This window comes from Noviherbaspirillum sp. FW303-A3 (assembly GCF_058788695.1).
The window spans coordinates 2,235,482-2,261,514 of sequence record NZ_JBYTAZ010000001.1 but is presented as its reverse complement, the minus strand read 5'-3'; the positions used below and the strand labels follow the sequence as shown (position 1 = coordinate 2,261,514).

The window sequence follows — 26,033 nt, the reverse complement described above, 5'->3', positions numbered from 1 at the left end:
CGGTTGCGTGTTCTCAACCGCCACATGCGCTCCTGCGGCCCGCGCCGCAGGAGGAACAAGGTCTTTTAAGCTATCGCAAGTGTGTGCGGTCACTCCGCCAGCAGTGCGGCGACACGTTCGCGCAGCATGGCGGGCTGTGCCTGCGCGGCGGGGACGGGCTGGCCGACGTTCAGTCCCACGCGGGAGAATATCCCGCGCCGGAACGGGCGCACCATCGCCACCCGGTCGCCGTTGACGACCTCGATGCGGCTGAAGAAGGATCCCCACAGGTTGGTCAGTCCCATCGGCACCACGGGCGGCGAAATGCCATCCTGCTGCGCGCGTTCCAGGATCTTCATCACGCCGCCCTTGAACTCCTGCAGGCTGCCGTCGCGCGTCAGCGCGCCTTCCGGGAAGATCGCCAGCAGGTCGCCTTCGCGAAGCACTTGCGCAGCGCGTTCGAAAGCACGCTCATAGGTTGTTTCATCCTGTGTGCGCGGCGCGACCGGAATCGCCTTCGCAAGACGGAACACGGCGCCAAGCACCGGGATGCGGAAGATGCTATGGTCCATCACGAAATAGATCGGGCGCGGGCTCGCCGCCATCAGCAGCACCGCATCGACGAAGCTCACATGGTTGCACACCAGCACCGCCGGTCCGGTGGTCGGGATGTTCTCGTCGCCGCGCACCTTGAAGCGGTACACCACATGCGACATCACCCAGGCGAAGAAGCGCAGCAGGTATTCCGGCACCAGCATGAAGATGTAGAGCGCGACGACCGCATTGGCCAGGCCGGTGAACAGGAAGATCTGCGGGATCGAAAAACCGGACTGGAGCAGGATGCCGGCGATGACGGAGCTGGCGATCATGAACAGCGCGTTCAGGATATTGTTGGCCGCGATGATGCGCGCACGGTGCGTCGGCTGCGCGCGCAGCTGGATCAGCGCATACATCGGCACGCTGTACAGGCCGGCGAACAGGCTGAGCAGCATGAGGTCGGCCAGCACGCGCCAGTGGGCGGGACGCGCCAGGAATTCGCCCAGCGCCAGCGTCTCCGCCGGCGGCAGGCTGCGCGTCGCGAAGTAGAAATCGACCGCGAAGATGGTCATGCCGATCGCACCCAGCGGCACCAGGCCGATCTCGACGTGGCGGCGGCTCAGCACTTCGCACAGCAGCGAGCCGGTGGCGATGCCGATGGAGAAGACGACCAGCAGGAAGGACGCGACCTGTTCGTTGCCGTGCAGGACTTCGCGCGACAGGCTGGGGAACTGGCTGAGGAAGACTGCGCCGAAGAACCACATCCAGCTGATGCCTAGCAGCGAACGGAACACGACCGGGTTGCCGTGCGCCATCTTCAGGTTGCGCCAGGTTTCCGTGACCGGATTCCAGTTGATCTTCAATCCGGGATCGGTGGCGGGCGCGAGCGGAATGAACTGCGCAACGGCGCGGCCGGCGACGGCGGCGGCAATGCAGCCGATCGCCACATGCAGGCGGCCGACCTCGGGCGTTGCAATCAGCAGGCCGCCGACGATGTTGCCGAGCAGGATGGCGACGAAGGTGCCCATCTCCACCATGCCGTTGCCGCCGGTCAGCTCGCGCTCGCTGAGCACCTGCGGCAGGTAGGCGAATTTCACCGGCCCGAACAGCGTCGAGTGCAGGCCCATCAGGAACGTGCAGCCCAGCAGCACCGGCACGTTTTCCATGAGGAAGCCGTAGGACGCCGCCGCCATGATGACGATCTCCAGGTTCTTCACGAAACGGATGATCGTCGTCTTTTCGTATTTGTCGGTGACCTGTCCGCTGGTGGCGGAGAACAGCAGGTAGGGCAGGATGAACAGCGCGCCGATCACGAGGCCGGCCATGGCCGGTTGCATCCAGCTTACCTGCAGCTGGTAGGTGACCATCACGGTGAAGGCGAACTTGAAGAGGTTGTCGTTGGCCGCGCCGGAGAATTGCGTCCAGAAGAAGGGCGCGAAGCGGCGCTGGCCGAGCAGCGCGAACTGGTTGGGATGCTCGGCATGCGCGGTGGTGCCGGATACAGTCGCGCCCGCTTGCGCATCGATGGGTTGTTCCATGGTCTCCTCTGCAGCGTGTTGATTAAGCGGCATCAAATATACACGCAGACGCAGCGCGGAGGGGATGGAATTGCCGGGGTGAATGCGGCGCAACCGATAGTCGCGCCGGACGATACCGTCAGCCGATGAGCGCGCTCCTCAGTTGCGACGCGCAGATGTCCACCGCAGCGTTGGCTTCATCGAGCACGCGGCCCATGCTAATGAAGCCATGGATCTGGCGGTCGAAGCAGATCGAAGTCGTGCGGTTGCCCGCTTCGCTCAGTCGCTGCGCATACATCAGCCCCTCGTCGCGCAGCGGGTCGAAGCCCGCGGTGAGGATGAAGGCCGGCGGCAGGCGCGACAGGTCGGGATGCAGCAGGGGCGACGCGCGCCAGTCGAGATCGTGCTTCGGGTCGTCGATGTAGTGGTCGTGGAAATAACGTACGGTGTCGCTGGTCAGCAGGTATCCCTGGCCGTTGGTGACGTGCGAAGCGGCGATGGCGCGCATGTCCGTCGCCGGGTAGATCAGGAGCTGGAACGCCAGCCGAGGGCCGTCGTTGTCGCGTGCGTCGATGGCCGCCACCGCCGCAAGATTGCCGCCCGCGCTGTCGCCGCCGATGGCGATGCGTGCGGCATCGATGCCGAGGGCAGGGGCATTCGCATGCACCCAGCGCAAGGCCATGGTGCAGTCGTCCACGGCGGCGGGGAAACGGTGCTCGGGGCCGAGGCGGTAATCGACGGACACCAGCGCGCAGCCGGAGCGGTTGGCAAGCTGGCGGCACAAGGTGTCGTGCGTGTCGAGGTCGCCGATGGTCCAGCCGCCGCCGTGGTAGTAGACCATCGCGGGCATCGGGCCTTGCGCGGCACCGAGCGGTTTGTAGAGCCGAAGCGGGATACCGTCATCCGCGCACAAGTCTTCCACATGCGCAACTTCAGGCGTATCGGGCTGGGTGAAGAAGCGTCGCTCGCGGTAAAAGCGCCGTGCGTCTTCGACCGTTAGTGTATGCGTCGGCGGGACGGCGCGTTGTTCGATCAGGTCAAGCAGTGCGCGCGCCTGGGGATGCAGCATATTGTCTCCTTTGTTGTCTTGAACGATGTTACACGCTTCCGGAAAATCGTCGAGCAGCACTTCATCCGCGCCGATGTGGATCAGCAGCGGCGGCAGGCCGCGCAGGTTTGCATAGAGCGACGATGCCAGGGCGTGCGCGGATCGCCGCCGCCAGCCGCCGCTTGACGGTCTGCCGCAGGATGAAACTGAAAACACGCGCTTGCCAGCTCATGCCGCCCTCCGAATCGCATTGCCCGGTTCGCGTCCAGTAAAATGGACAAAGGAAATGAATTTTCTGCAAGATCCACGTTAAGGGTGCCACCTTAAACCTGTCAATACGAACGATCATGACTGAAGCCGCCAGGAGTACGCGGGACCGCATACTGGATGTATGTTTGCGCCTGTTCAATGAATCCGGCCCCGCCGCTGTCACCACAGCCGAGATCGCGCGCACCGCAGGCATCAACGAAGGCAACCTGTATTACTACTTCAAGAAGAAGGAAGACATCCTCTTCGCCCTTTTCGCACAGTTCGAAGAGGCACTGAACGAGGTAGCCAATGCATCGCAGGCAAGCGAGGAAGGCAGCTCGGCAGGGCTGGCCTACCTGCAACGCTGGTTCAGGCTGATGTGGGAATGGCGCTTCCTGTACCGCGACGGGGCGGAAATCAAGCGCATGGCGCCGAAGCTGCGCGCAAGAAACGTGAAGCTCGCCGACCGCGGGCAGGCGGATATCAAGCGCGCGCTCAAACAGATGGTCGAGAAGGGGCTCCTCACCGCAGGCGACGAGGAGCTGGAATGCCTGGTGATCAATGCCTGGATCATTTCCAGCTACTGGCTGGATTATCTTGATTCACGGCACAACGTCGGCAAGGTGACGCGGGAACATCTTGACTGGGGATTCAAGCAGGTACTCAGTCTTTTCCTGCCCTACACCTTGCCTCCCCGCAGTCCCTGATTCGTCAGGAGAGGTCCGGGCTGATGTGCTTGATGGCCTCGTTCTGATGGCCCTGCACCTTGCTCTTGTGCTTGAGCACTTGCCTGTCGAGTTTGTCCACCAGCCCGTCGATGGCCGCATACAGGTCTTCGGCAAAATGCTCCACATGAATGACATTGCCCTTGAGCCGCATGTTCACTTCGGCGCGCTGGCGCTTGTCCTTTTCGGATGGCCTCTCGATACCAAGTATCACCGCAATATCGATGATCTGGTCAAAGTGACGGACGACCCGTTCCATCTTGTTTTCCACATAGTCACGCAAGGCTTGACTGACATCGACATGGTGTCCGGTGATCATCAGGTTCATACGGTCGGCTCCAATTGGCAAGGTACAAGGGGATCGCAGGCGCGTCGTGCACGCCTAGCTTTTGCTTGTAGACGGTATCTTGCCGGGCAGGTTCACCGGTTTCCGGTACACGGATGAATCAACGGCCGATCATTTGTTGAAACGGGGAAAGGAAAAATGCAGGTGGGGGGGGGGCGGTGTGCCACCCCGTGTCTATTCGGGATCGGCGGCACACCTGTCTGCCGTCATGCATATCGTTTGCATGTACAGTAGATGGGCGAATCTTACGGGCTCAGTGTGACAGCATGATGACCTAGAAGAGTTCGAATTGTCCACCGGCATTCCCGGGCTTCCCGTACATCGGCCGCCGGAAATGCGATGCATCGAGTCTCGCATACCCCTTCGAGCGCGAACCCATCCCAAGCCGTGCGACCGCCTTGTCGAATCGCTGCCGGATCAGGTCGGCCCATAACCCCTCGCCATGCATGCGTTTGCCGAACGTCGCGTCGTACTCCTTGCCGCCGCGCATGTCGCGTATGCGATTCATCACGCGCCGGGCGCGGTCGGGGAAATGCGCTTCCAGCCATTGCTGGAACAGCGGATTCACTTCCCACGGCAGGCGCAGCACGATATAGCTCGCCGCGACCGCGCCTGCATCCGCGGCGGCGGCCATGATGCGTTCCAGGTCGGGTTCGGTGACGAAGGGAATCACCGGCGCGATGCTGACGCCGACCGGGATGCCGGCATCGGTGAGCGTGCGTATCGTGCGCAAGCGGCGGGACGGTGCGGCGGCGCGCGGTTCCAGCGTGCGCGCGATTGCCGGATCGAGCGTGGTGATGGTGACTGCTGCCATGGCCTGGCGCTTTGCGGCCATGGGCGCGAGCAGGTCGATGTCGCGCTCGATCAGCGAGGACTTGGTGATCACCGCGACCGGATTGCCGCATTCGTGCAGCACTTCCAGCACGCGCCGCGTCAGGCGCAAGCCGCGCTCGCAGGGCTGGTAGGCATCGGTGTTGACGCCGAGCGCGATTGATTCCGGCATATAGGACGGCCTTGCCAGCTCGCGGCGCAGAAGTTCCGGCGCATTGACCTTGGCGTAGATCCGGCTTTCGAAATCCAGGCCGGGCGACAGGCCGAGGTAGCTGTGTGTCGGCCGGGCAAAACAATAAATGCAGCCGTGCTCGCAACCGCGATACGGGTTGAGCGATACATCGAACGGCACGTCCGGCGACGCATTGCGGGTCAGGATGCTTCGCGCCTGTTCCTCGAACACTTCTGTCCTGAAGGCCGGGGGAGATTCTTCCTCATCAGCCATCCAGCCATCGTCGAAGGCCTCGCGCGCCAGCATTTCGTAGCGGCCCTGCAGGTTGGTGACCGCGCCACGGCCCTTGCGCGCGGCAAGTGGGCGGTGGAGCAGGACAGGCTGGGAATCCCCGGGAAAGTCGTCGTCCGGCATGGCTAATATACTGTATATAAATACAGTATATTAGCCAGCCACATGCGCATGTTCAAGTGCGGGATCGATATTTCAGCGGCGCGTCACCCGGATCGTGGTGCCGCCGAAGTCCACGTCGCGGATCGTCACGCTGCCGAAGCTGGCGCCGTTGGAGCCGCGGATGCGGATGTTGCGGATACTGATTCCCCCGATCGTCGACGGCAGGCGCACCAGCACGCTGCCGTCGCTGTCGATGAGCGTCAACGGATTGAGCGGGTTGAATACCGCATCCTGGAACGTGATGTCAGCATCGAGCAATCCGGCGAAGGCGTCGCCCAGCGGATTGAGCAATCTCGCCGAGTCGCCGATGACTTCGACACCGAATCCGTTGGACGCATAGAGCGCCACGCGCTGCAGGAAGCGGTCGGCAAGACCCTTCGCGGCGACGAGCCGCAGTTCATCTTCCGACAGCCGCTGCATGCTGCCCGTCTCCAGCGCCATGGCGGACAGGGGCGCGAGAAGGATAGAGGCAAGTAGCGCGACGGCAGCGCGGCGGGGCGACTGTGCATCATTGCTTGAAAACCATCCCATAAGCTCTCCATTCATGAAGAATGACGATTGCGCTCTGCGGGCGCTATCTGCTCCCTGACGTGGTATGACTCGTGGAACTGCAGATACGGTCGCATCTGCGGAGAAAGGTGGCTGCGGTTGTGCCGCATTGGTTCGACCAAGGGAAATGGCTGCGAAATCCCGCCTTCGCAACAAAGCTTGGGATAGCGCATAACGCGATGCCGCGCAGACTCTAACGCTCCACCTTCCACCAGCCCGGCAGCAAACGCATCACGTTCGGGCGCGCGAAGCGGTCGTCGATCAGGTAGATCACGCCCTTGTCCGTCTGTGTGCGGATGACGCGCCCCGCCGCCTGCACCACCTTCTGCATGCCGGGATAGAGGTAGGTGTAGTCATAGCCGGCGCCGAAAGTTTCCTGCATGCGCTGCATGATGTGTTCGTTCACCGGGTTGAGCTGGGGCAGTCCGAGGGTGGCGATGAAGGCGCCGACCAGCCGTTCGCCCGGCAGGTCGATCCCTTCACCGAAGGAGCCGCCCAGGACGGCGAAGCCGATGCCGCGCCCCTCGGGTGTGAAGCGCGCGAGGAAGGCATCGCGTTCGCTCTCCGCCATGCCGCGCGACTGCTCCCAGAACGGGATGTCCGGGAAGCGCGCGGCGAAACGCTGCGCGACTTTCTGCAGGTAATCGAAGCTGCTGAAGAAGGCCAGGTAATTGCCGGGCCGGCTTTCATACTGCCTCGCGATCAGCGCGGCGATCGGATCGAGCGATGCGTCGCGGTCCTGGTAGCGCGTGGAGATGTCGCGCACGATCTTCACGCGCAGCTGGTCTGCATCGAACGGCGACGCCACTTCGATGCAGACCGTGTCCTCGGGCAGGCCGAGCATGTCGGTATAGAAATCCACCGGCCGCAATGTCGCGGAGAACAATGCCGCTGTCCGCGCTGCGGCGAAGCGCGGGCCGAGGAAGGGCGCGGGAACGACATTGCGGATGCACAGCACCGAACCGCGCGTCCGCGGCTTGCTGATATCGAACAGCGAGTGCGTGTCGAACACTTCCGCCAGGCGCGAGAAGTGCAGCGCGTCGAAATAGAACTGCTGCAATCCGGCATCGAAGAGCGCCGGGTTGTCGGCCATGTACTCAGTGATATCGGCGATGGACTGCTGGAGGGCCCCCGCGAATGTCGGCGGCACTTCCGGATAGACGTGGTAATCGGCTTCCTGCGCCTTGGTGAGTTCGTTCCACTGGCGGTGCAGGCGGTCGAGGCTTTTCTTCAGCGCTGCCGGCGCCGTGAGGCGCAGCCCGCGCAATGCACCCTGATCCAGTTCGGCCGTGTACATCTTGCGCGCGCGCTCGACCAGGTTGTGCGCTTCGTCGGCCAGCACCGCCACACGCCAGTCGTTCGCCACCGTGAGTCCGTGCAGCATCGCGCCGCCATCGAAGTAATAGTTGTAATCGCCCACCACGACATCGCTCCAGCGCGCCAGGTCCTGGCCCAGGTAGTAGGGACACACGTTGTGCGCCAGCGCCACCTTGCGCAAGGCGTCCTTGTCCTGCACGCGGATGTCGACAGCCGCCTGCCGCGCCTGCGGAAGGCGGTCGTAAAACCCTTTTGCCAGCGGGCAGGATTCGCCATGGCATGCCTTGTCCGGATGCTCGCATGCCTTGTCGCGCGCAACGAGTTCGAGCACGCGCAACGGCAGCGTCTTCCCCGCGCCGACCCGGGACAGCGCATCGAAGGCGAGCCTGCGCCCGGATGTCTTGGCGGCAAGGAAAAACACCTTGTCGAGCTGCTGCCCCGGACAAGCCTTCAGCAGGGGAAATATCGTGCCGATGGTCTTGCCGATGCCGGTGGGCGCTTCCGCAAGCAGGCAGCGTCCGCTGCCCGCAGCGCGGTACATCGCTTCCGCCAGTTCGCGCTGTCCGGCGCGGAAGGCGTCGTGCGGAAAACGCAATGCGGCCAGTGCTTCGTCGCGCGCGGAACGGTGCCTCATTTCCTGTTCCGACCATGCGAGAAAACGCTCGCACTGCGTTTCAAAAAACTGCTTCAGATCCACCGCCGAATGTGTCTCCGCCAGCACCGTCTCCTTGCCGGTGCCGATGTCGAAGTAGACCAGCGCCAGCCGCAGCTCGGCCAGGCCGAGTTTCTCGCACAGCAGCCAGCCGTATACCTTGACCTGCGCCCAGTGCAGGTGGCGATGGTTCGCGGGCAGCCGGTCCAGGTCGCCGCGGAAGGTCTTGATTTCCTCGAGCTGGTTGCGGTCCGCATCGTAACCGTCGGCACGGCCGCGTACGACCAGGTGCCGGTATTCGCCGCTGAGGCTGATTTCCGCCTGGTAGCCCGGTGGACGCCGCGACGTCACCGCCGCATGTCCGGCAATGCCTTCCTGCGCGGAAGGAGAAGGCGTGAAGCGCAGGTCAAGGTCGCCCTGTTTGGCGGTGAACTCGGTCAGCGCGCGGACGGCGACGGCGTACTTCATGCTTCCTTCCATTGCACCCGGCAGACTTCCACCGGCATGCCGTGCGCGGCGCAGAACTCGAGCCAGCGCACCTGGTTGTCCTGCAAGCGGTCGCCGGGCGCCTTGACCTCGACCATGCGGTAGCGCCTTTCCTGCGGCCAGAACTGGATGAGGTCCGGGAAGCCCGAGCGGTTTGCACGGATGTCGAGCAGCATGCGCTCGAACCACTTCTTCAAATGTTGCGCAGGGATGCATTCGAGCGCCGTTTTCAGCAGGCGCTCGTCAAGCATGTCCCAGAACACGAAGGGCGACTGGATGCCGTGTTTTTCGCGGAAGTGCAGGCGGATGATGTCCTTGTACCGCTGCGTCTCGAGCGCCGCGAGGCAATCGTCGAATTCGGTTGCGCGGCGCAGCCGGAAATCGGCGCTGTGCAGGTCCGCCGGACCGGTGTGGAAGGGATGGAAGAATGCGCCGGGAACCGGGGTGAACACGGCCTGCCAGCAGAGCAGGCCGAACAGCGAGTTGATCAGCGTGTTCTCCACATACCAGGCCGGCGCCTTCGGAGTGTCGATGTGCGCGCGCACCAGTTCCTCCACCGAGTAATCGTCCTGCGGCTGGGGCAGGATGAGATCGATACGGGTGACGGGTGCCGGCGCGCGCGGCGTGGGCTTCGGCAGTCCCGCGCGGCGCAGGAGCCGGGGCAGCATGCGCTGCAGCTGTTGCTGCTCGGCGTCGCTTTCTGGCTGATGCGCCGCGGCCTGCGCGAGTGACAAGGCCTCCTCATGTCTGTCGCTCAATTCAAGGACGCGAATGGTGCGCACGCGTGCTTCCGGATAGCGGATGCCGGTGTAGAGGCGCAATGCATTGTTCCAATCGCGGGCACGTTCATACTCTTGCGCGACGTGGAACAGCAAGCGCGCGCGGCGTTGCTCGATCCAGTGGTTGTCCAGCGGCTGCGCCGGCACATCGGCAAGCACCATCTCCATCGGCTCGCCTGCCTCGAAGCGTTCGCGGCAGCGGAACAGGTGCAGGTAATCGTTGACATCCTGCCGGTCGCGGAATGCCTGTGCGGACGCGGGAAACGCCACTTTCTCGTAGCGGGTGATGCCGAGATCGGACAGCACGAATTCGGTCCAGTCCTGGTGCAGGTTGCCGAAGAACATGAGACGCAGGCGGTCGCACAGTGTGCCGATGCGCAGGCGGTACACCTGTTCATCCGTTTCGGGATGCCATCGGGAAAAGGGACGCGTGCCTGTGAACGTGCTGCGCAGTGCTTCGAGTTGCTCTGCCTTCCTCGCACCTTTCGGAATGTGCGCGCGGAACAGGCTTTCAATTTCAGACTTTGTAAGCAGCGAAAACAATTCATCGAGCGAGAGATGCTCATCGCGCTCGATCCATCCCGCGTCGGCGAGGAGTGCCGCAGCTTCGCACGGATCGCCGATTTCCTCGTAATGCAGTTTGCCGGAACGGAACAGATCCCCCTTGCGCATCACCATGCGCACCAGCAGCGCGCGCGACGCCTGGGGCAGTCCGGCAAAGCGCGCGATGAATCCGCGCTCCGCATCGTCGAGCAGGGCGTCGTAACGTTCCCCGATCCAGTTGACGACCGTGTGGAAGTTGTCGAGGTAGTAAAAGCGGTTTTCCAGCGTCCTGATCATCTTGGCAATTCGCCGATGCATGACTCACGATTGTACCGGGAGGTGCCAGTGCCCGGCGGCGACAAATGAAATCAAGTATGCTCTTGGCTCTTTCCCATCGACACCTTCTTGCCGTCAGCCAGCAGCATGAATCATCCGCTCACACCGTCCACCGTCCTGATGCTCGTCGTTCCTCCGCTGCTGTGGGCCGGCAATGCGGTCGTCGGACGCCTGGTCAATGCGATGGTGCCGCCGATCACGCTCAATTTCCTGCGCTGGGCCATTGCGTTGCTGATCCTCGTGCCGATGGCGGGATGGATTTACCGCAAGCGCAGCGGCATGTGGGTGCACTCGCGCCGTTTCGCGGTGCTCGGACTGCTCGGGGTGGGCATGTACAACGCGCTGCAGTATCTTGCGCTGCAGAGCTCCACGCCGATCAACGTGACCCTGGTGGCGGCCAGCATGCCGGTCTGGATGCTGCTGATCGGATGGATGTTTTTCCGCGCCGGCGTGTCGCGCATGCAGGTCGCGGGCGCATTGCTGTCAGTGGCCGGTGTGCTGATCGTGCTCAGCCGCGGGCAGTGGGAGCAACTGGTCGCATTGCGACTGGTGCCGGGCGACCTGTTCATGGTGCTGGCCACGATTGCATGGTCGGTCTACAGCTGGCTGCTCGTCGCGCGCAAGGAGCCCGAGGCTATCCGCAATGACTGGGCGGCCTTCCTGCTGGCACAGGTGACCTTCGGCGTCATGTGGTCGGGAGCGTTTGCGGCAGGGGAATGGGCGATGGGCGGCAAGCACATCGAATGGGGCTGGCCGCTCGCGGCGGCACTGCTTTACGTCGCCATCGGTCCCGCGATCGTTGCCTTCCGCTGCTGGGGCGCTGGCGTGCAGCGCGTCGGCCCGAATATCGCCGCCTTCTTCAACAACCTCACGCCGCTGTTCGCGGCGCTGATGTCATCGGCCTTCCTCGGGGAATTGCCGCATGCCTACCATGCGGTGGCGTTTGCGCTGATCGTCGGCGGGATCGTGCTGTCGTCGCGGCGCTAGTCTTTACGCTCGCCCCTGGGCAGCAGCGCCAGCACCATCAGCGCAACCAGGGACAGTCCGGGAAAAATCGCGGCGGCCACGGCGCCGATCGCCGCCCAGCCGGCAAAGCTCCGCTGTTTGATGCGGGCGGCAACGGCGCCCAGGAGCAGGCCTACCGCGGTGGATTTCAGGAGGATGAGGTAGAGGTCGTCGTTGAACATGATGAGGCGTGTGCGAACGGAAATGCGCCCGCCATTGTACGCCGCCTCACCGGCTGATTTGCGAGATTTCCCTCAGCTTGTCGATCCCGACCGGCTTGACCCAGTGCTGGTCGAACCCGGAATCGGACGTCCTCTGCTTGTCCTGCTCCTGTCCCCAGCCGGTGAGCGCGACCAGCATCACTTCCTTGCCGAAATCCGACTGGCGCACCCGTTTCGCTACTTCATAGCCATCGATGCCGGGAAGGCCGATGTCGAGCAGTACCACTTCAGGATGCCACTGCTCGACGGCCGACACTGCTGCCAGCCCGTCATGCACCACCGACACTTCATTGCCAAGCAGGCGGAGAATTTCGCCAGCGGATTCGGCGGCGTCCACATTGTCATCCACCACCAGGATGCGTTTTCCGTTGCCGGCGAGACCGGATGCGGATTCGGATGGGGCAGGAGCGGCGTTGGAACTCGTCGTGGAAAGCGCGATATTCATTGCAGTTGTCCTGTGTTGTCTTTGATTATGCCGGTGGTGCGCGTCCTGCATAGCAGGGCTATTATGAAAGCTCGCCGTGTTGCATTGCTTGACTACCGTCATTTGGGCTTTCATGGGCAACAAAAAATTTCGGCCTTCCCCCTACGGAGTTTCCTTTGGTCACGCTATATGAGTACACCCGGCAACCTCGCTACTGGGTCGCACACAATGAGGAAGGTTACTGGCTGGTTCCTGCGCGCAATGGCGGGTGGGAGGAGCGCGTGCCCTTCGTCGGGCACGCTGTCGCGTTGCGCCCCCTCGACGATCTGGATGGGATCGATCTTGGCATTCCGGAGGACGGAAAGGGTTGATGTCCCGTCCGTGTCCGCCATCATGATTTTCATGCGCGGGGCGGAAATGCAGGTTTGCGACGCATGTGCGCGACAGCGCCAATCCTTGACCTCGCAACGCCAAGCGCGGTGACGGCATGAGGTGCATCAAGGTGACGCGACCGGTAATGCATAGCGTTGCAAGGATATTCATGCCTATGGCCGATTCGCTCCCATGATCACTGTAAGAAAATCCCTGCTGCCGCTGCTTTTCCTTGTTTTCCTGCTCACCGGTTGCGCGAGCGCCTACAAGCAGGTTGCCGACATCGCCATCGGTTTCGACCGCGGGCGTGCCGGCCTGGAGCGCAAGGAGGTCGCGCTCGAGGACGGACTGCGTTACGTCTACCTCGAAGGCGGCCAGGGCGAGCCGCTGATGCTGTTGCACGGGTTCGGCGGAAACAAGGACAACTTCACCCGCAGCGCGCGTCACCTGACGCCGCATTACCGCGTGATCATCCCCGATCATATAGGTTTTGGCGAATCTTCGCGGCCGGACGATGCAGACTACACGCCCGCTGCACAGGCGGAGCGGCTGTACCTGCTGGCGCAGGCGCTCGGTATTCCACGCGTACACCTCGGAGGCAACTCGATGGGCGGCCAGATCGCGATGGCCTATGCCGCGCGCTATCCGAAGGAGGTGGACAGTCTCTGGCTGCTGAATCCGGCAGGCATCTGGAACGCACCGCGCAGCGAACTCGCGCACATCGTGCTCGGTACGGGACGCAATCCGCTGATCGCCCGCAGCGAAGAGGAGTTCGCGGAGACCTTTGCTTTCGTGATGACGGATCCGCCTTTCGTGCCACGGCCCATCCTCAACGTGTTTGCGCAGGAGCGCATCCGCAATGCAGAGCTCGAAGAACGCATTTTCGCAAGGATCGCCACCGAGTCCGTCGAGCAGCGCGTGACGGGGCTGCGGACGCCGACATTGATCGTATGGGGCGACGGCGACCGCGTGATCCACGTTGGCACAGCGGAAGTGCTGCACAAACTGATGCCGCGCTCGCAGGTGGTCGTCATGCAGGGCGTCGGCCATCTGCCGATGCTCGAACGTCCGAAGGAGAGCGCGGAGGATTACCTGCGCTTCCGTGCCGTTGTCAACGAAGGAAAGTGAAAAGGCCCCCCGGGGACCGGGGGGCATCAAGTACCCATCAGGGTACGAACGGGGGCAGCAAACTCTTATTTTTCCTGTGCCGGCTTCACGTCGACATCCGGCACGGTAACCGTGCGTTCTTCCTTCTTGATCGTCGGGACTTCAACGGTGCGCTGTTCCTTGTTGACTGCGACGTCAGGTGTCTTGACGTCATACTCGGGCAGCTTCACGTTGCCGGCCTGTTTCTTCTCGACCTCGTACTTCGGCAGGTCAAGGTTGCCTTCCTGCTTCTTTTCGACGTCGCATGCGGCAAGACCGAAAGCGAATGCGGACATGACTGCAGGGGATACGGTTTTTTTCAACATGGCGTCCTCACAAAATAATGGGAAAGTGTTTTTGTTCGGGCTCTACTGCATGTTCTGACCGCGTGCGCGCCGCAGAAGTTGTTGCGACTGTGTTAAGAAATGTAACGCTTGTAATACGCCTAGAGGATTGCCACTAAGAATAGCGGCCTGACATCTTGTAGACTCTGCCGACCGCCATCGGAGATACAACAAGATGAAGACCGCCTACCCGCACCTGCTTGCCCCGCTCGACCTCGGTTTCACCACACTGCGCAACCGCGTGATCATGGGCTCGATGCATACCGGCCTGGAAGACCGCTTCTTCAACTATCCGAAACTGGCGGCCTTCTTTCGCGAGCGCGCGAAAGGCGGCGTCGGCCTGATCGTCACCGGCGGCATCTCGCCCAGCAGGCAGGGATGGCTGCTGCCCTTCGGCGGCACGTTGAACAGCATCTTCGATGTGCCCAACCACCGCAAGGTCACCAGCGCTGTGCATGAAGAGGGCGGCAAGATCCTGATGCAGATCCTGCACGCCGGACGCTATGGTTACCAGCCCTTCGTCGTGTCCGCATCCGCGGTCAAGTCGCCGATATCGAAATTCACGCCGCGCGAACTCGACGAGAAGGGCATCCTGCGCACGATCCGTGACTACGTGCGCTGCGCCGAACTGGCGAAGAAGGCCGGCTATGACGGCATCGAAATCATGGGCAGCGAGGGCTACCTGCTCAACCAGTTCCTCTGCGCGCGCACCAACCGCCGTACCGACCGCTGGGGCGGTTCGATCGAGAACCGCATGCGGCTGCCGGTGGAGATCGTGAAGCAGGTGCGCGAAGCCGTCGGAAACGACTTCATCATCATGTACCGCCATTCGCTGCTGGACCTCGTCGAAGGCGGCAACACCTGGGACGACGTGGTCGCGGTGGCGAAGGCGCTCGAGAAGACCGGCGTCAACATCATCAACACCGGCATCGGCTGGCACGAAGCGCGCGTGCCGACCATCGTCACCTCCGTGCCGCGCGCGGCATTCCGCAGTCTCGCGGGACAGCTGCGCAAGGCAATCGGCATTCCCGTCGTCGCCTCCAACCGTATCAACATGCCCGCGGAAGCGGAAGACATCATCGCCGGCGGCGATGCCGACATGGTGTCCATGGCGCGGCCCTTCCTCGCCGACCCCGACTTCGTGAACAAGGCCGCATCCGGGCGCACGGACGAGATCAATACCTGCATCGCCTGCAACCAGGCCTGCCTCGACCATACCTTCTCCAACAAGCGCGCGAGCTGCCTGGTCAATCCGCGTGCGGCGCACGAAACGGAACTTGTCTATGCGAAGGCCGCGCAGCCGCGCCGTGTCGCGGTGGTCGGCGCCGGCCCTGCCGGCCTGTCCGCTGCCACCGTCGCCGCGGAGCGCGGGCATCGCGTCACCCTGTTCGAGGCAAGCGACCGCATCGGCGGCCAGTTCAACTTTGCGATGCGCGTGCCGGGCAAGGAAGAGTTCCGTGAAACGCTGCGCTACTTCCGCCGCCGCCTCGACCTCGCCGGCGTCGACCTCGTGCTCAACCGGAGGGTCACGCGCGAGGAGTTGCTGCAGCAGGGCTTCGACGACGTGATCGTGGCCACCGGCATCGTGCCACGCACGCCGCGCATCGAAGGCGTCAATCATCCCAAGGTATTGTCCTATCTCGACGTGCTGAAGAACGATGCGCCCGTGGGCAAGCGCGTGGCGGTGGTCGGCGCGGGCGGTATCGGCTTCGATATCAGCGAGTTCCTGCTGCACGACGCGCATGTGCCGCTGCCGGTGCCGCTGCAGCACTGGCTGGACGAATGGGGCGTGGACCTCAAGGCCGGCACCAACGGCGGCCTGCGCAAGCCTGTTCCGGAACAACCCGTGCGTGAAGTCTTCCTCCTGCAGCGCAAGGCGTCCAAACTTGGTGCTTCCCTTGGCAAGACCTCGGGCTGGGTGCATCGCGCCACCCTGCAGCGCAAGGGCGTGCGGATGATGGCCGGGGTCGAATACCGCAAGATCGACGACCAGGGCCTGCATATCACCGTCGATGGCAAGGAGCAGGTGCTCGACGTGGACAACGTGGTCCTCTGCGCCGGCCAGGAGTCGCTCAAGGACCTGATGCCGGCGGCGCAGGCCGAGGGCGGTCCACGCTTCCACCTGATCGGCGGCGCGGCACTTGCGGCGGAACTCGACGCCAAGCGTGCGATCAGGGAAGGCGCGGAGCTCGCTGCACGTCTGTAAATCCCTGGCGGAAACTTTTTGCCGCGGCCCCCTGCCGGAAGTATGTAAAGTGCTTGCAGTCGCCTAGACTGCAAGCATGGGCGCGCGACAACTCCTGACGGCATTCCTGCCCGCATTTCTCCTGGCCAATTCCCTTGCCGCCGATCTGCACGGATGGCACGTAAGCACCGACATCGCCACCGGACGCGGCGAGAAGGGCCCGTGGCGGCAGAACGATTCCCGCTACGATTACGTCGACGATCCGACTGTCGCCATGGACGGCGGCGGACGGATTGCGGTCGCATGGGTCGAACAGGCGCGCAAGGATGTTTTCTTCCAGCGTTTTGCCGCCGACGGCACGACGCGTATCGGCGTACCGGTGAATGTGTCGCGCAGTCCGGCCACGTTTTCCTGGCTGCCGCGCCTAGCGATCGCACCGGACAATCCCAGGCGCATCTATCTCTTCTGGCAGGAAATCATTTTCTCCGGCGCGTCGCACGGCGGCGAAATGTTCTTTGCCCGCTCCGAGGACGGCGGCGTATCGTTTTCCGAGCCGTTGAACGTATCGAATTCCATCAGCGGCGACGGCAAGGGACGCATCAACAAGGATGTGTGGCACAACGGCAGTTACGACCTTGTTGCCGGCGAGGACGACGCGCTCCATGTCGCCTGGACAGAGTACGATGGACCGCTCTGGTTCAGCCGGTCTACGGATGGCGGCAAGCGTTTTTCCCGCCCGCAACATGTGGCCGGCGGAGGTCAGGCCAAGCCGGTGCGCGGCCCGTCGCTCGCCATCGGCAAAGGCCGCGAACTCTACCTTGCGTGGACGACCGGCGAGGATGACAGCGCCGACATCCATGTGGCCAGGTCGGACAACGGCGGCGGCACCTTCGGCGATCCGGTGCGCGCGTTCAAGGGGAAGGGATATTCGGACGCGCCCAAGCTTGCGGTCGGCGGCACCGGCACGGTGCATCTCGTTTTCGCGGAAAGCGCCAGCGGCCCATTCGACCGCTACCACGTCCGCTACACGCGCTCGACGGATGGGGCGCGCAGCTTTGAAGCGTCGCGCGACATCTCGTCAGCCGGCGGCACGGGCGCATCCTTTCCGTCGCTGGCCATTGATGCCGGCGGCAACGTGTTCGTACTGTGGGAGGTCGTCCCCGACCCGCGCAAGCGTCCCAGAGGACTCGGGATGACAGTGTCCATGGATGGTGGACGCCGCTTCTCCGAACCGCATGTCATACCGGGCAGTATCGAGCCTGGCGGCGACGGCAATGGCAGCTACCAGGGGCTGCTGATGAAAAAACTGGCTGTGGGCGGAAGCGGCAAGGTGGCGGTGGTCAACAGCAGTCTCACTGCGGGCGCGCGCAGCCGCGTATGGCTGCTGAGCGGCGGCTTGTCGCGCTAGGCCGCTTCCGTCTTGTCGCTGCCGGCGATGCGATAGGTCAGCGTGACAAAGAGTGCCGCGCTGATGTCGATCATCCAGTCGTCCAGCGCGCCGTCGCGATAGGGCAGGAGGCTCTGTATGCCTTCGTCCAGCGCGCCCATGAGCGCAACAATGCAGAACGCCTTGAAGGCCCTGGCGGAGACGTTGCCCGCGGCTCCGCAGGCGAGCAGGAGCGCGATGCAGGAGTAGGTCGCGAAGTGCAGCACCAGTCCGGATGCCACTTCCCCGATCTCATCGCGCGCACCCGGAATCGAGCCGAACAGGATGACGGCCAGGTACAGCGCGAGGCCGCAACGGAACATCAGGGCTTCAACATGTTTGTCGGAAATGAAACGGGTGAGCAGGGCGCGCATTGGAATGATCAGATGTCGTCGAAGTGCAAAACGTAGCTCGGACACTGCGGGCTGTCTTCGCGTTCCGTCAGAAATGTTTCGTGTTTTTTCGACATGGCTAATATGCGGGCTTTCCTGCTGACGAATATCAAACCCGGCCGGACAGGAGCAGCCAGGCGAGTCCGGCGCAATTGATGAGCGCCGTGGCCCGGAATGCCACCTGGAACGACTGCTTGCTCGTCTTGTGGCGGAACAGGGATTGGGCCGCCAGCGCACCCGGCCATCCGCCGGCGAGGCCGAGCGCGTGCAGCGTGCTTTCCGGCGTCCGCCGCAGTTTGCGCCGGGCTGCCGACTTGTCGATGCCATAGGCGACGAAGGCGGCAATACTGGTGGCGGCGTAGACGGCGAAGACAGCCAGCGATAGCAACCCGGCAAGGCCGGCGGCAAGCAAGCAGGTCAGGAACAGGGCGGCGAAGGTGGCGGGCATGGATGGTAGCGGACTGGCGATGGCGCGAGTCTAAGCAAAGCCTGTCGGGATGTCCATCGGACATGCTGTTGCGCGACTGCCGCAATGCCGGCCGCGAAGCGAGTTGTTACAAAGATTCCGCGCAGGGCATCCTTCTATCGCCTTTAATATAAGTAGATCGAGGAGCAGAACATGAACAGGAATTTCGCAGTTGCAGTCGGCGCGCTCGCAGCCTGGCTGGCTGCCATGCCGGCATATGCGGGCGGACGTGTGCAATGGTCGGTGACCGTCGGTTCGCCCGGCTACATTGTGCCGGCGCCCGGCGTCATCGTTTCTCCGCAGCCACATTACATCTACGGCCCGCCGCCGTCGGCATTCGCGCCGCCGCCCGCCGTGGTCTATGTGCAGCCCGCTTATCCGGTCTATCCGCCTCCGGTTCTGTACGTCGACCCGTATGGGCGTCAGATCGAGCCGCGCGGCCACAGGCACCATCATCGCCACCGCCACGACTGGGATGGCTGGGACGGCGGCCATCGCGGCGAACGCTGGGATTACCGTCGTTAACCCTGGCGTCCGATGCCGTAGTACTGCAAACCGGCAGCCTGTACCTGCCTCGGTTCGTACAGGTTGCGCCCATCGAACACGACTTTGTCGTACAGGCTTTCCGCCAGCCGCGCAAAGTCCGGCGTCCGGAATTCCCGCCACTCCGTCACCAGCACCAGCGCATCCGCGCCTTCCACGGCCTCCCACGGATCACGGGTGAGATGGATGCGATCGGCAAACCGGCCGATGCCATGCAGGCCTTGCAATACCCGCGCTGCTTCTTCGCACGCGACCGGGTCGCAGGCGCGTATGCCGCAGTATGCCTTCAGGAGCTGCTCGATCAGCACGAGGCTCGGCGCTTCCCGCATGTCGCCGGTGTTCGGCTTGAATGACAGGCCCCATAGCGCAAACGTCTTTCCTTCCAGCCGCCGCGCGCCGCCGTAGTGGCTGCAGATCTTTTTGTACAGCATCGATTTCTGCTTCTCGTTGACGGTCTCCGCCGCCTTGAGCATGTGCGGCGTGCAGCCGTATTGCGCGGACGTCCTGATCAATGCCTTCACATCCTTGGGCAGGCAGGAGCCGCCGTAACCGATGCCGGCCTGCAGGCAATGCGGGCCGATGCGCACGTCGGCGGCGATGCAGCGGCGTACCGCTTCGATGTCGGCGCCCGTCGCCTCGGCAAGGCCGGCCAGTTCGTTGATCAGGCTGATGCGCGCGGCCAGCATCACGTTGGCCGCGTACTTGCTCAGTTCGGCACTGCGCGCATCGATCTCGATGAGTTGTTCGCGCTGGCGCAGGAAGGGGATATACAGTTCGCGCATGATGCCGGCCGCCGTCGTGTCTTCATAACCGAGCACGATGCGGTCGGGATGCATGAAGTCGCTCACCGCCGAGCCTTCCTTCAGGAACTCCGGGTTGCTCACCACACTGAAAGAGAGCGCGAGATGGCGGGCGGCGAGTTCGTCCGCGATCGCTGCGCGGACCAGGCCGGCAGTGCCGACGGGCACGGTCGACTTGTTGACGATGACGGCGGGGCGGCGCAGATGCCGCCCGATGAGACGGGCCGCGTCGATGACATGCGAGAGGTCGGCGCTGCCGTCTTCTTCGGCAGGTGTGCCGACCGCGAGGAAAACGACTTCGGCATGCCGCACGGCCTCTTCATGGCCGGTGGTGAAGGCAAGGCGGCTCGCGCAGCGGTTCCGTGCAATGAGTTGCGGCAGTCCCGGCTCGTGGATGGTGATCTTTCCCGCATTCAGCAAGTCGATCTTCCGTGCATCGATATCCACGCAGATGACGGTGTTTCCGATCTCGGCAAGGCAGGCCGCGGTGACGAGGCCGACGTAACCCGTGCCGATGATCGCAATCTTCATATCACCCTCTTGAGCGAATGCATGATCGACCTGCAACCTGCGCTTGCCGTTCCTCCATTTGGTGTTCGTCAAAAGAAAATGCCGGGAAGGAAACGGATTTCCTTCCCGGCATTGCAGCGTTTTGGATCAGTGTTTTGAACCGGCTTCCGGCACGTAACGCGTCGCTTCCAGCTCTGCGCGCATCGAGCGCTTGCGCAGGCGGATATTGAGCATTTCCACTATCACCGAGAACGCCATCGCGCTGTAGATGTAGCCCTTCGGCACATGGTGGCCGAAGCCTTCGGCGATCAGCACCACGGCCACGACAACGAGGAAGGACAGGGCCAGCATCTTGATGGTTGGATGCTCGGACACGAAGCGGCCGATCGGACCGGCGAAGAACATCATCAGGCCGACGGAGGCAACGACCGCTGCGATCATGACCGCGATCTCGTCCACCATGCCGACCGCCGTGATGATCGAATCGAGCGAGAACACCAGGTCGATCACCATGATCTGCAGCACGATGCCGGCGAAGGTGTTCTTCACGGCAGTCGATGCGCCGCCTTCCGCGCCTTCGAAGGTTTCGTGGATCTCGCCGACGCTCTTCCACAGCAGGAACAGGCCGCCGGCCAGCAGCACGAGGTCGCGCCCCGAGAAGCCTTGCCCCAGAATGGTAAACAGCGGCTGCGTCATGCTCACGATCCACGACAGCGTCATCAGCAGGCCGATGCGCATGAACATCGCGAGGAACAGGCCGAGGCGGCGCGTGAATTCTCGCTTTTCCTTCGGCAGCTTGTCCACCAGGATGGAGATGAAAATGATGTTGTCGATGCCCAGCACCAGTTCCAGCGCGGTGAGGGTGAAGAAGGCGATCCAGACTTGCGGATCGGAGAGTAGTTCGACCATGGATTTTCCTTATATCTAGTTTCGTTTCTCAAAGTCCAACTCGTTGAATTGGACTTTGAGAAACGGAGACAGTTTGCAAAAAAAACCGGGGACGGTGTGAGCGCCCCCGGAAGGCAACAGACTTGCGTCTGCTCTCGGTTGAGGAACGGAGGGGTTAATCGTTGCTTGCAAAGCCCAGCAGGTGCAGCAGGCTGGTGAACAGGTTGAAGATCGACACGAACAGGCTCAGCGTCGCCATCACATAGTTCGTCTCGCCGCCGCGCACGATCTGCTGCGTTTCAAACATGATCATGCCGGACATCAGCAGCACGAAGACGGCGGACACCGTCAGCGACAGCGCCGGAATCTGCAGGAAGATCGCCGCCAGGCCGGCCAGGAAGGCCACCAGGATGCCGACCATCAGGAAGCCGCCCATGAACGACAGGTCGCGCTTCGTGACCAGCGCATAGCCGGACATGGCCAGGAAGATGGCCGCCGTGCCGCCCATCGCCAGCATGACCGTCTGCGTGCCGTTGGGCATGTTCAGGTAGTGGCTGATGACAGGGCCGAGCGTGTAGCCCATGAACCCGGTCAGCGCAAACACCAGCGCCACGCCGAGGCCGCGGTCGCGGTACTTGTTGACCAGGAACAGCAGGCCGAAGTAGCCGAGCAGCGTGATCAGGATGCCGGGATGCGGCAGGCGCAAGGCCGCCGACACGCCGGCCGTGATCGCGGAAAAGCCCAGCGTCATGGCCAGCAGCATGTAGGTATTGCGCAATACCTTGTGCGCCGACGCGTCGATGACGGTCGTCGCGGAGCCGGAACCGAAGGTCCGGTTGCGCAGGGTGGTGATACGGTCATTCATGATGAATCCTTTCCGGGATAGATGCCAAACAGTCAAGTTGCAGTGCTGTGTGCTCCTTCATTGCATCGGAACCTCCTGTTTATCGACCCACGCATCTTAAAAGACTTGTCATGTCTTAAAAAGCGAAGATAATGTGAAAGTTACTTCGCAAAAATCAGAAAATGAAAAACGTCTCCCTGAACTATCGCCATCTCTATTACTTCTGGGTGGTCGCCAAGGAGGGCAGCGTGACGCGCGCCGCGGAGCGGCTGGATGTGGCCGTGCAGACCATCAGCGCCCAGCTTGCCTTGCTGGAACAATCGGTCGGGAAGGCCTTGCTTGCGCCGCAGGGGCGGCGCCTTGTGCTGACCGAGGCCGGCCGGGTGGCGCTGTCCTACGCCGACCAGATCTTTTTGCTTGGGGAGCAATTGCAGGATGTGCTGACCGAGACCGATATCGGCCAGACGATGCGCCTCACCGTGGGCCTGTCGGATTCATTGCCGAAGCTGACCGCCTCGCGCCTGCTCGATGCCGCGTTGAAGCTGCCGCAGAAGGTCAAGCTGGTGTGCCACGAGGACGATTTCGAATCGTTGCTGGGCGAACTTTCAGTGCACAAGCTCGATGTCATCCTGACCGACCGCCCGGTGCCGTCCGGCACGACTTTGCGCGTATTCAGCCACTTGCTTGGCGAAAGCGAAACCATGCTCTACGGCGTGCCCGAACTGGCCGAAAAGTACCGTGACGGCTTCCCCGCCAGCCTGAAAGGTGCGCCGCTGCTCCTGCCGACGCGCAACCACGCGATTCGCGGCCGTCTCGACCACTGGTTCGAGACGCACGACGTCCGGCCCGATATCGTCGGCGAGTTCGACGACAGCGCCTTGCTCAACACCTTCGGCCGCACGGGACTGGGAATGTTTCCGGCCCCTTCCGCACTGGCATCGGCGGTGGAAGAGCAGTTTGCAGCGGTGCCCGTCGGCGAACTCACGCATGTGCGCGAGCAGGTCTATGCGATTTCCAACGAACGCAAGATCAAGCATCCGGCGGTAGATGCGATCCTGACGGCAAGCCACGTCAGCGTGTTTGCGCACTAGGTCACGAGCGAGGCGGCAAGGGACAGCATCACCACACCGATAGTCGCATCGAGCAGGCGCCATGCTGCCGGCTTCGCGAACCATGGCGCCAGTATCCGGGCGCCGAAGCCGAGCAGCGCGAACCAGACCGCGCCTGCCGTCATCGCGCCGAGCGCAAACCACCATTTCCCCTCCTGCCCTTGCTGCCCCCCGATGGCGCCGAGCAGCACGACGGTATCCAGGTAGACGTGCGGATTGAGCAGCGTGGCCGCCAGCACGGTAAGCAGTGCTTCGCGCAGGCTGATCTCCGCGTTTGGCGCTGCATTCAGCGCATGCCGCCCGAAGGCAGATCGCCAGGCGCGCAGCCCGTACCAGGCCAGGAACAGGGCGCCGCCCCAGCGTGCGAGCGAAAGCAGCATGGGACTGCGCTCGACCATCGTGCCGACCCCGGCGACGCCGACGGAAATCAGCAGCGCTTCGCACACGATGCACACCAGCACCGTGAGGCCGACGTGCTGGCGCTTGAGTCCCATGCGCAGCACATGCGCGTTCTGCGATCCGATGGCGACAATCAACCCTGCCCCAAGGCCCAACCCTTTCAGATAGAACGACACGTTTTCCTCCCGCTTGGCGAATGGATGCATTCTGTCGCGGCATCGCAAGAAAATAAACGATATTTAATATAATTCCATATCGTTTAAAAATACTTAATCAATGAAACTCGACCCCCGCCAATGCGAAGCGGTGCTTGCCGTGATCGAACACGGCAGTTTCGAGCAGGCCGCCGCCGTGCTGCACCTGACTCCTTCCGCCGTGTCGCAGCGCGTGCGTGCGCTGGAAGTTTTCCTCGGCACGCCGCTGGTCGTGCGCACCCGTCCCTGCCGAGCAACGCCGGCCGCGCAGCGCCTGCTGCAATATCTGCGCCGCGTGCAGTCGCTGGAAGAAGACCTGCGGGCGGAGCTCGCCGGCGAGCAGATGGCGCCGCAGTCCATCTCCATCGCGCTCAACAACGACTCGCTCGCCAGCTGGTTCCTTCCCGCGCTGGCGCCCTTCGCCATTGCCGAACAGGTCATGCTCGACCTCATCCTGGACAACCAGGACCACACCTATACGCTGCTCGAAGAGGGGCGCGCGCTGGGCTGCATTTCGACGGAGTCGCGGCCCATGCGGGGATGCAGCGTCGAGCCGTTGGGCGCCATGCGCTACCGCTGCATGGCGTCACCGGAATTCCGCGCGCGCTGGTTCGCCCGGGGCATGTCGCGTGCCGCGGCGGCCAAGGCGCCGGTGATCATCTTCGACCGCAAGGACCGCCTGCAGGCGGATTTCCTCCTGAAGCATTTCGGCCTGCCGGAGGATGCCTATCCCCAGCACTTTGTTCCCGCGTCCGACCCCTACCTGCAGGCCGTCGTGCACGGCCTCGGCTGGGGCATGCTGCCGGAACTGCAGATGGGCAGCCTGCGCGAGCGCGGCGTGCTGGTCGATCTCGCGCCGAACCGCGCCATCGATGTCGCGCTCTACTGGCACGCCTGGAAGGTGCAGTCGCCGCGCATGGAGCGCCTGTCGCGGACGCTGGTCGCGCAGGCGCGCGGTATGCTCAGGCGCGCGTGAGGAATTGCCGAACCGGGTACACTTTCGGTTCGGCAATTTCTTCGCGTACCGGATGAGCAGCAAAGATCCCTGGAAGATTGTTTACCTCCTTGCATTCACGCAGGTCGTGTCGTGGGGCTCGCTGTATTACGCGTTCGCGATCGTCGCCGGCGACATCCAGCGCGAGACCGGATGGCGCAACGAAATCGTGTTCGGCGCTTTTTCGTGGAGCCTGCTGATCGCCGGCCTGGCATCCACGCCGGCCGGAATGCTGATCGACCGCGTCGGCGGCCGCGCCGTCATGGCGGCGGGCTCGGTGCTGTCGGGCCTCGGCATGATCGGCATCGGCAGCGCGCATTCCGCCGCGCTGTATTTCGCTGCATGGAGCGCGGTCGGCATCGGCATGGCCATGGTCTTGTATGAAGCGGCCTTTGCCACCATCAATCGTGAATTCCTCCTCGCGCCGCGCAAGGGCATCTCCGTGCTGACGCTGTTCGGCGGCCTGGCCAGCACCGCATTCTGGCCGCTGACCCTGATGCTCAACAGCATGCTGGGATGGCGCGATACCTTCCTGATCTACGGCGCGGTCCATCTCGCGCTTTGCGCGCCCGTGCATGCACTGATGCGCTCGGGTGGCGCGCGCAAGCGTCCGCCCGCCGAGACGCATGCCGCGCGCAATTACACCCTGCATGAAGCGGTGCGCGATCCCGCGTTCTGGAAACTGGCCATCGCCTTTTCCGCCAACATGTTCGTCTTTTCCGCGTTGTCGGTGCATCTGATTCCGCTGCTGCAGCGATTCGGCCATTCGGCGGCCACCGCCGTGCTGGTATCGACGCTGATCGGTCCGATGCAGGTCGCCGGACGGATCGGCGAGCTGGCGTTTGCGCGTCATGTCCGTCCGCAGGCTGTGGGCAAGCTGACTTTCGCCCTCTTGCCGGCGGGGCTGCTGGCGCTGCTTTTCCTCGGCCAGCACAGCTACGCGGTTGCGGCATTCTGCATGCTGTACGGGGTGAGCAACGGCGTGCTGACCATCGTGCGCGGCACCGTGCCGCAGACGCTGTTCGGACGCGAGAACTACGGTGCGATATCCGGCGCGCTCGCTGGGCCGTCGCTCATTGCAAAGGCAGCGGGACCGCTGGCCGCCGCGGCGATCGTCGCCGCCGATCCCTCGCCGCCGTGGCTGCTCGGCATCCTGTTTGCCGTATCGCTGGTGTCGCTCGCCTGCTTCGTGGCAGCGGTGAGCGCGCCTCGGGACAGGCTCCTATAATCACCGTTTTGACTCAACGGGAAG

At 63.2% G+C, this 26,033-nt stretch carries 26 protein-coding genes; 10 read left to right on the top strand and 16 right to left on the bottom strand.

Annotation, left to right across the window (positions count from 1 at the left end; all coding sequences use genetic code 11):
• Window positions 1-89 precede the first annotated feature (89 nt).
• Window positions 90-2,054 carry an MFS transporter gene (locus AC3WOY_RS11095; protein ID WP_492423658.1) on the bottom strand — a complete coding sequence of 655 codons (1,965 nt, stop codon included), beginning with the start codon at window positions 2,052-2,054 and terminating at the stop codon, window positions 90-92.
• A 118-nt stretch (window positions 2,055-2,172) separates the two neighbouring features.
• Complete coding sequence (gene lipP1 / locus AC3WOY_RS11090; protein ID WP_492429261.1) at window positions 2,173-3,102, bottom strand: LipP1 family hormone-sensitive lipase; 930 nt, start codon at window positions 3,100-3,102, stop codon at window positions 2,173-2,175.
• A 326-nt stretch (window positions 3,103-3,428) separates the two neighbouring features.
• Here lipP1 and AC3WOY_RS11085 point away from each other — a divergent pair, with 326 nt between their 5' ends.
• Window positions 3,429-4,037 (top strand): TetR/AcrR family transcriptional regulator, encoded by a 609-nt coding sequence (locus tag AC3WOY_RS11085; protein ID WP_492423656.1) that lies wholly within the window; start codon window positions 3,429-3,431, stop codon window positions 4,035-4,037.
• A 4-nt stretch (window positions 4,038-4,041) separates the two neighbouring features.
• Here AC3WOY_RS11085 and hpf read toward each other — a convergent pair whose 3' ends face one another.
• The 5 genes from hpf to AC3WOY_RS11060 all read right to left on the bottom strand — a co-directional run bounded on the left by hpf (window position 4,042) and on the right by AC3WOY_RS11060 (window position 10,501).
• Window positions 4,042-4,383, bottom strand: coding sequence for a ribosome hibernation-promoting factor, HPF/YfiA family (hpf, locus tag AC3WOY_RS11080; protein ID WP_492423654.1), 342 nt, complete (start codon window positions 4,381-4,383; stop codon window positions 4,042-4,044).
• A 292-nt stretch (window positions 4,384-4,675) separates the two neighbouring features.
• Window positions 4,676-5,818 (bottom strand): PA0069 family radical SAM protein, encoded by a 1,143-nt coding sequence (locus AC3WOY_RS11075; RefSeq protein ID WP_492423652.1) that lies wholly within the window; start codon window positions 5,816-5,818, stop codon window positions 4,676-4,678.
• A gap of 72 nt (window positions 5,819-5,890) precedes the next feature.
• Window positions 5,891-6,388, bottom strand: coding sequence for a hypothetical protein (locus AC3WOY_RS11070; protein ID WP_492423650.1), 498 nt, complete (start codon window positions 6,386-6,388; stop codon window positions 5,891-5,893).
• Window positions 6,389-6,599: 211 nt separating this feature from the next.
• Complete coding sequence (locus tag AC3WOY_RS11065; RefSeq protein WP_492423648.1) at window positions 6,600-8,843, bottom strand: helicase C-terminal domain-containing protein; 2,244 nt, start codon at window positions 8,841-8,843, stop codon at window positions 6,600-6,602.
• Window positions 8,840-10,501 carry a VRR-NUC domain-containing protein gene (locus AC3WOY_RS11060; RefSeq protein WP_492423646.1) on the bottom strand — a complete coding sequence of 554 codons (1,662 nt, stop codon included), beginning with the start codon at window positions 10,499-10,501 and terminating at the stop codon, window positions 8,840-8,842. Before AC3WOY_RS11060 ends, AC3WOY_RS11065 begins: the two co-directional genes overlap by 4 nt.
• 105 nt (window positions 10,502-10,606) lie before the next feature.
• On the opposite strand from AC3WOY_RS11060, the gene AC3WOY_RS11055 reads away from it, so the two are divergent.
• Window positions 10,607-11,506 (top strand): DMT family transporter, encoded by a 900-nt coding sequence (locus tag AC3WOY_RS11055; protein WP_492423644.1) that lies wholly within the window; start codon window positions 10,607-10,609, stop codon window positions 11,504-11,506.
• On the opposite strand, the gene AC3WOY_RS11050 is transcribed toward AC3WOY_RS11055, so the two are convergent.
• Together AC3WOY_RS11050 and AC3WOY_RS11045 are read right to left on the bottom strand one after the other, a co-directional pair.
• Window positions 11,503-11,706: a hypothetical protein gene (locus tag AC3WOY_RS11050; RefSeq protein WP_492423642.1), complete on the bottom strand. Its 204-nt coding sequence runs from the start codon at window positions 11,704-11,706 to the stop codon at window positions 11,503-11,505. The genes AC3WOY_RS11055 and AC3WOY_RS11050 overlap by 4 nt on opposite strands.
• A 46-nt stretch (window positions 11,707-11,752) precedes the next feature.
• Window positions 11,753-12,190 (bottom strand): response regulator, encoded by a 438-nt coding sequence (locus AC3WOY_RS11045; RefSeq protein ID WP_492423640.1) that lies wholly within the window; start codon window positions 12,188-12,190, stop codon window positions 11,753-11,755.
• Window positions 12,191-12,345: 155 nt separating this feature from the next.
• Here AC3WOY_RS11045 and AC3WOY_RS11040 point away from each other — a divergent pair, with 155 nt between their 5' ends.
• Together AC3WOY_RS11040 and AC3WOY_RS11035 are read left to right on the top strand one after the other, a co-directional pair.
• Window positions 12,346-12,540 carry a hypothetical protein gene (locus AC3WOY_RS11040; protein WP_492423638.1) on the top strand — a complete coding sequence of 65 codons (195 nt, stop codon included), beginning with the start codon at window positions 12,346-12,348 and terminating at the stop codon, window positions 12,538-12,540.
• Window positions 12,541-12,733: 193 nt separating this feature from the next.
• Complete coding sequence (locus AC3WOY_RS11035) at window positions 12,734-13,669, top strand: alpha/beta fold hydrolase (protein WP_492423636.1); 936 nt, start codon at window positions 12,734-12,736, stop codon at window positions 13,667-13,669.
• 65 nt (window positions 13,670-13,734) lie between these two features.
• Here AC3WOY_RS11035 and AC3WOY_RS11030 read toward each other — a convergent pair whose 3' ends face one another.
• Window positions 13,735-14,013: a hypothetical protein gene (locus AC3WOY_RS11030; RefSeq protein ID WP_492423634.1), complete on the bottom strand. Its 279-nt coding sequence runs from the start codon at window positions 14,011-14,013 to the stop codon at window positions 13,735-13,737.
• 193 nt (window positions 14,014-14,206) lie between these two features.
• Between AC3WOY_RS11030 and AC3WOY_RS11025 the strand changes: the two genes are divergently transcribed.
• On the top strand, window positions 14,207-16,237 hold the full coding sequence (locus AC3WOY_RS11025) for an FAD-dependent oxidoreductase (protein ID WP_492423632.1): 2,031 nt from the start codon (window positions 14,207-14,209) through the stop codon (window positions 16,235-16,237).
• A gap of 76 nt (window positions 16,238-16,313) precedes the next feature.
• Window positions 16,314-17,624 (top strand): sialidase family protein, encoded by a 1,311-nt coding sequence (locus tag AC3WOY_RS11020; protein ID WP_492423630.1) that lies wholly within the window; start codon window positions 16,314-16,316, stop codon window positions 17,622-17,624.
• Here AC3WOY_RS11020 and AC3WOY_RS11015 read toward each other — a convergent pair.
• Window positions 17,621-18,016, bottom strand: a complete 396-nt coding sequence (locus AC3WOY_RS11015; protein ID WP_492423628.1) for a VanZ family protein — start codon at window positions 18,014-18,016, stop codon at window positions 17,621-17,623. The genes AC3WOY_RS11020 and AC3WOY_RS11015 overlap by 4 nt on opposite strands.
• A 127-nt stretch (window positions 18,017-18,143) precedes the next feature.
• The gene (locus tag AC3WOY_RS11010) at window positions 18,144-18,482 is read right to left on the bottom strand and encodes a DUF1294 domain-containing protein (RefSeq protein ID WP_492423626.1); all 339 of its coding nucleotides are present in this window, start codon (window positions 18,480-18,482) and stop codon (window positions 18,144-18,146) included.
• Between the two features lie 171 nt (window positions 18,483-18,653).
• Between AC3WOY_RS11010 and AC3WOY_RS11005 the strand changes: the two genes are divergently transcribed.
• Window positions 18,654-19,025, top strand: a complete 372-nt coding sequence (locus AC3WOY_RS11005) for a hypothetical protein (RefSeq protein ID WP_492423624.1) — start codon at window positions 18,654-18,656, stop codon at window positions 19,023-19,025.
• Here the strand turns inward: AC3WOY_RS11005 and AC3WOY_RS11000 are convergent.
• The 3 genes from AC3WOY_RS11000 to AC3WOY_RS10990 form a co-directional block, all read right to left on the bottom strand.
• Window positions 19,022-20,374: a UDP-glucose dehydrogenase family protein gene (locus AC3WOY_RS11000; RefSeq protein WP_492423622.1), complete on the bottom strand. Its 1,353-nt coding sequence runs from the start codon at window positions 20,372-20,374 to the stop codon at window positions 19,022-19,024. The genes AC3WOY_RS11005 and AC3WOY_RS11000 overlap by 4 nt on opposite strands.
• A 126-nt stretch (window positions 20,375-20,500) precedes the next feature.
• Entirely contained in the window at window positions 20,501-21,262 is a 762-nt protein-coding gene (locus tag AC3WOY_RS10995; protein ID WP_492423620.1) for a TerC family protein, read from the bottom strand.
• Window positions 21,263-21,416: 154 nt separating this feature from the next.
• A complete protein-coding gene (locus tag AC3WOY_RS10990; protein WP_492423618.1) occupies window positions 21,417-22,106 on the bottom strand; it encodes a Bax inhibitor-1/YccA family protein in 690 nt (229 codons plus the stop codon).
• 161 nt (window positions 22,107-22,267) lie between these two features.
• Here AC3WOY_RS10990 and nhaR point away from each other — a divergent pair, with 161 nt between their 5' ends.
• On the top strand, window positions 22,268-23,176 hold the full coding sequence (nhaR, locus tag AC3WOY_RS10985; RefSeq protein WP_492423616.1) for a transcriptional activator NhaR: 909 nt from the start codon (window positions 22,268-22,270) through the stop codon (window positions 23,174-23,176).
• Here nhaR and AC3WOY_RS10980 read toward each other — a convergent pair.
• Complete coding sequence (locus AC3WOY_RS10980; RefSeq protein WP_492423614.1) at window positions 23,173-23,799, bottom strand: LysE/ArgO family amino acid transporter; 627 nt, start codon at window positions 23,797-23,799, stop codon at window positions 23,173-23,175. The two genes, nhaR and AC3WOY_RS10980, sit on opposite strands and share 4 nt — an antisense overlap.
• A 70-nt stretch (window positions 23,800-23,869) precedes the next feature.
• On the opposite strand from AC3WOY_RS10980, the gene AC3WOY_RS10975 reads away from it, so the two are divergent.
• Both AC3WOY_RS10975 and AC3WOY_RS10970 read left to right on the top strand, forming a co-directional pair.
• The gene (locus AC3WOY_RS10975) at window positions 23,870-24,763 is read left to right on the top strand and encodes a LysR family transcriptional regulator ArgP (RefSeq protein WP_492423612.1); all 894 of its coding nucleotides are present in this window, start codon (window positions 23,870-23,872) and stop codon (window positions 24,761-24,763) included.
• Between the two features lie 52 nt (window positions 24,764-24,815).
• A complete protein-coding gene (locus AC3WOY_RS10970) occupies window positions 24,816-26,009 on the top strand; it encodes an MFS transporter (RefSeq protein ID WP_492423610.1) in 1,194 nt (397 codons plus the stop codon).
• Window positions 26,010-26,033: the final 24 nt, after the last annotated feature.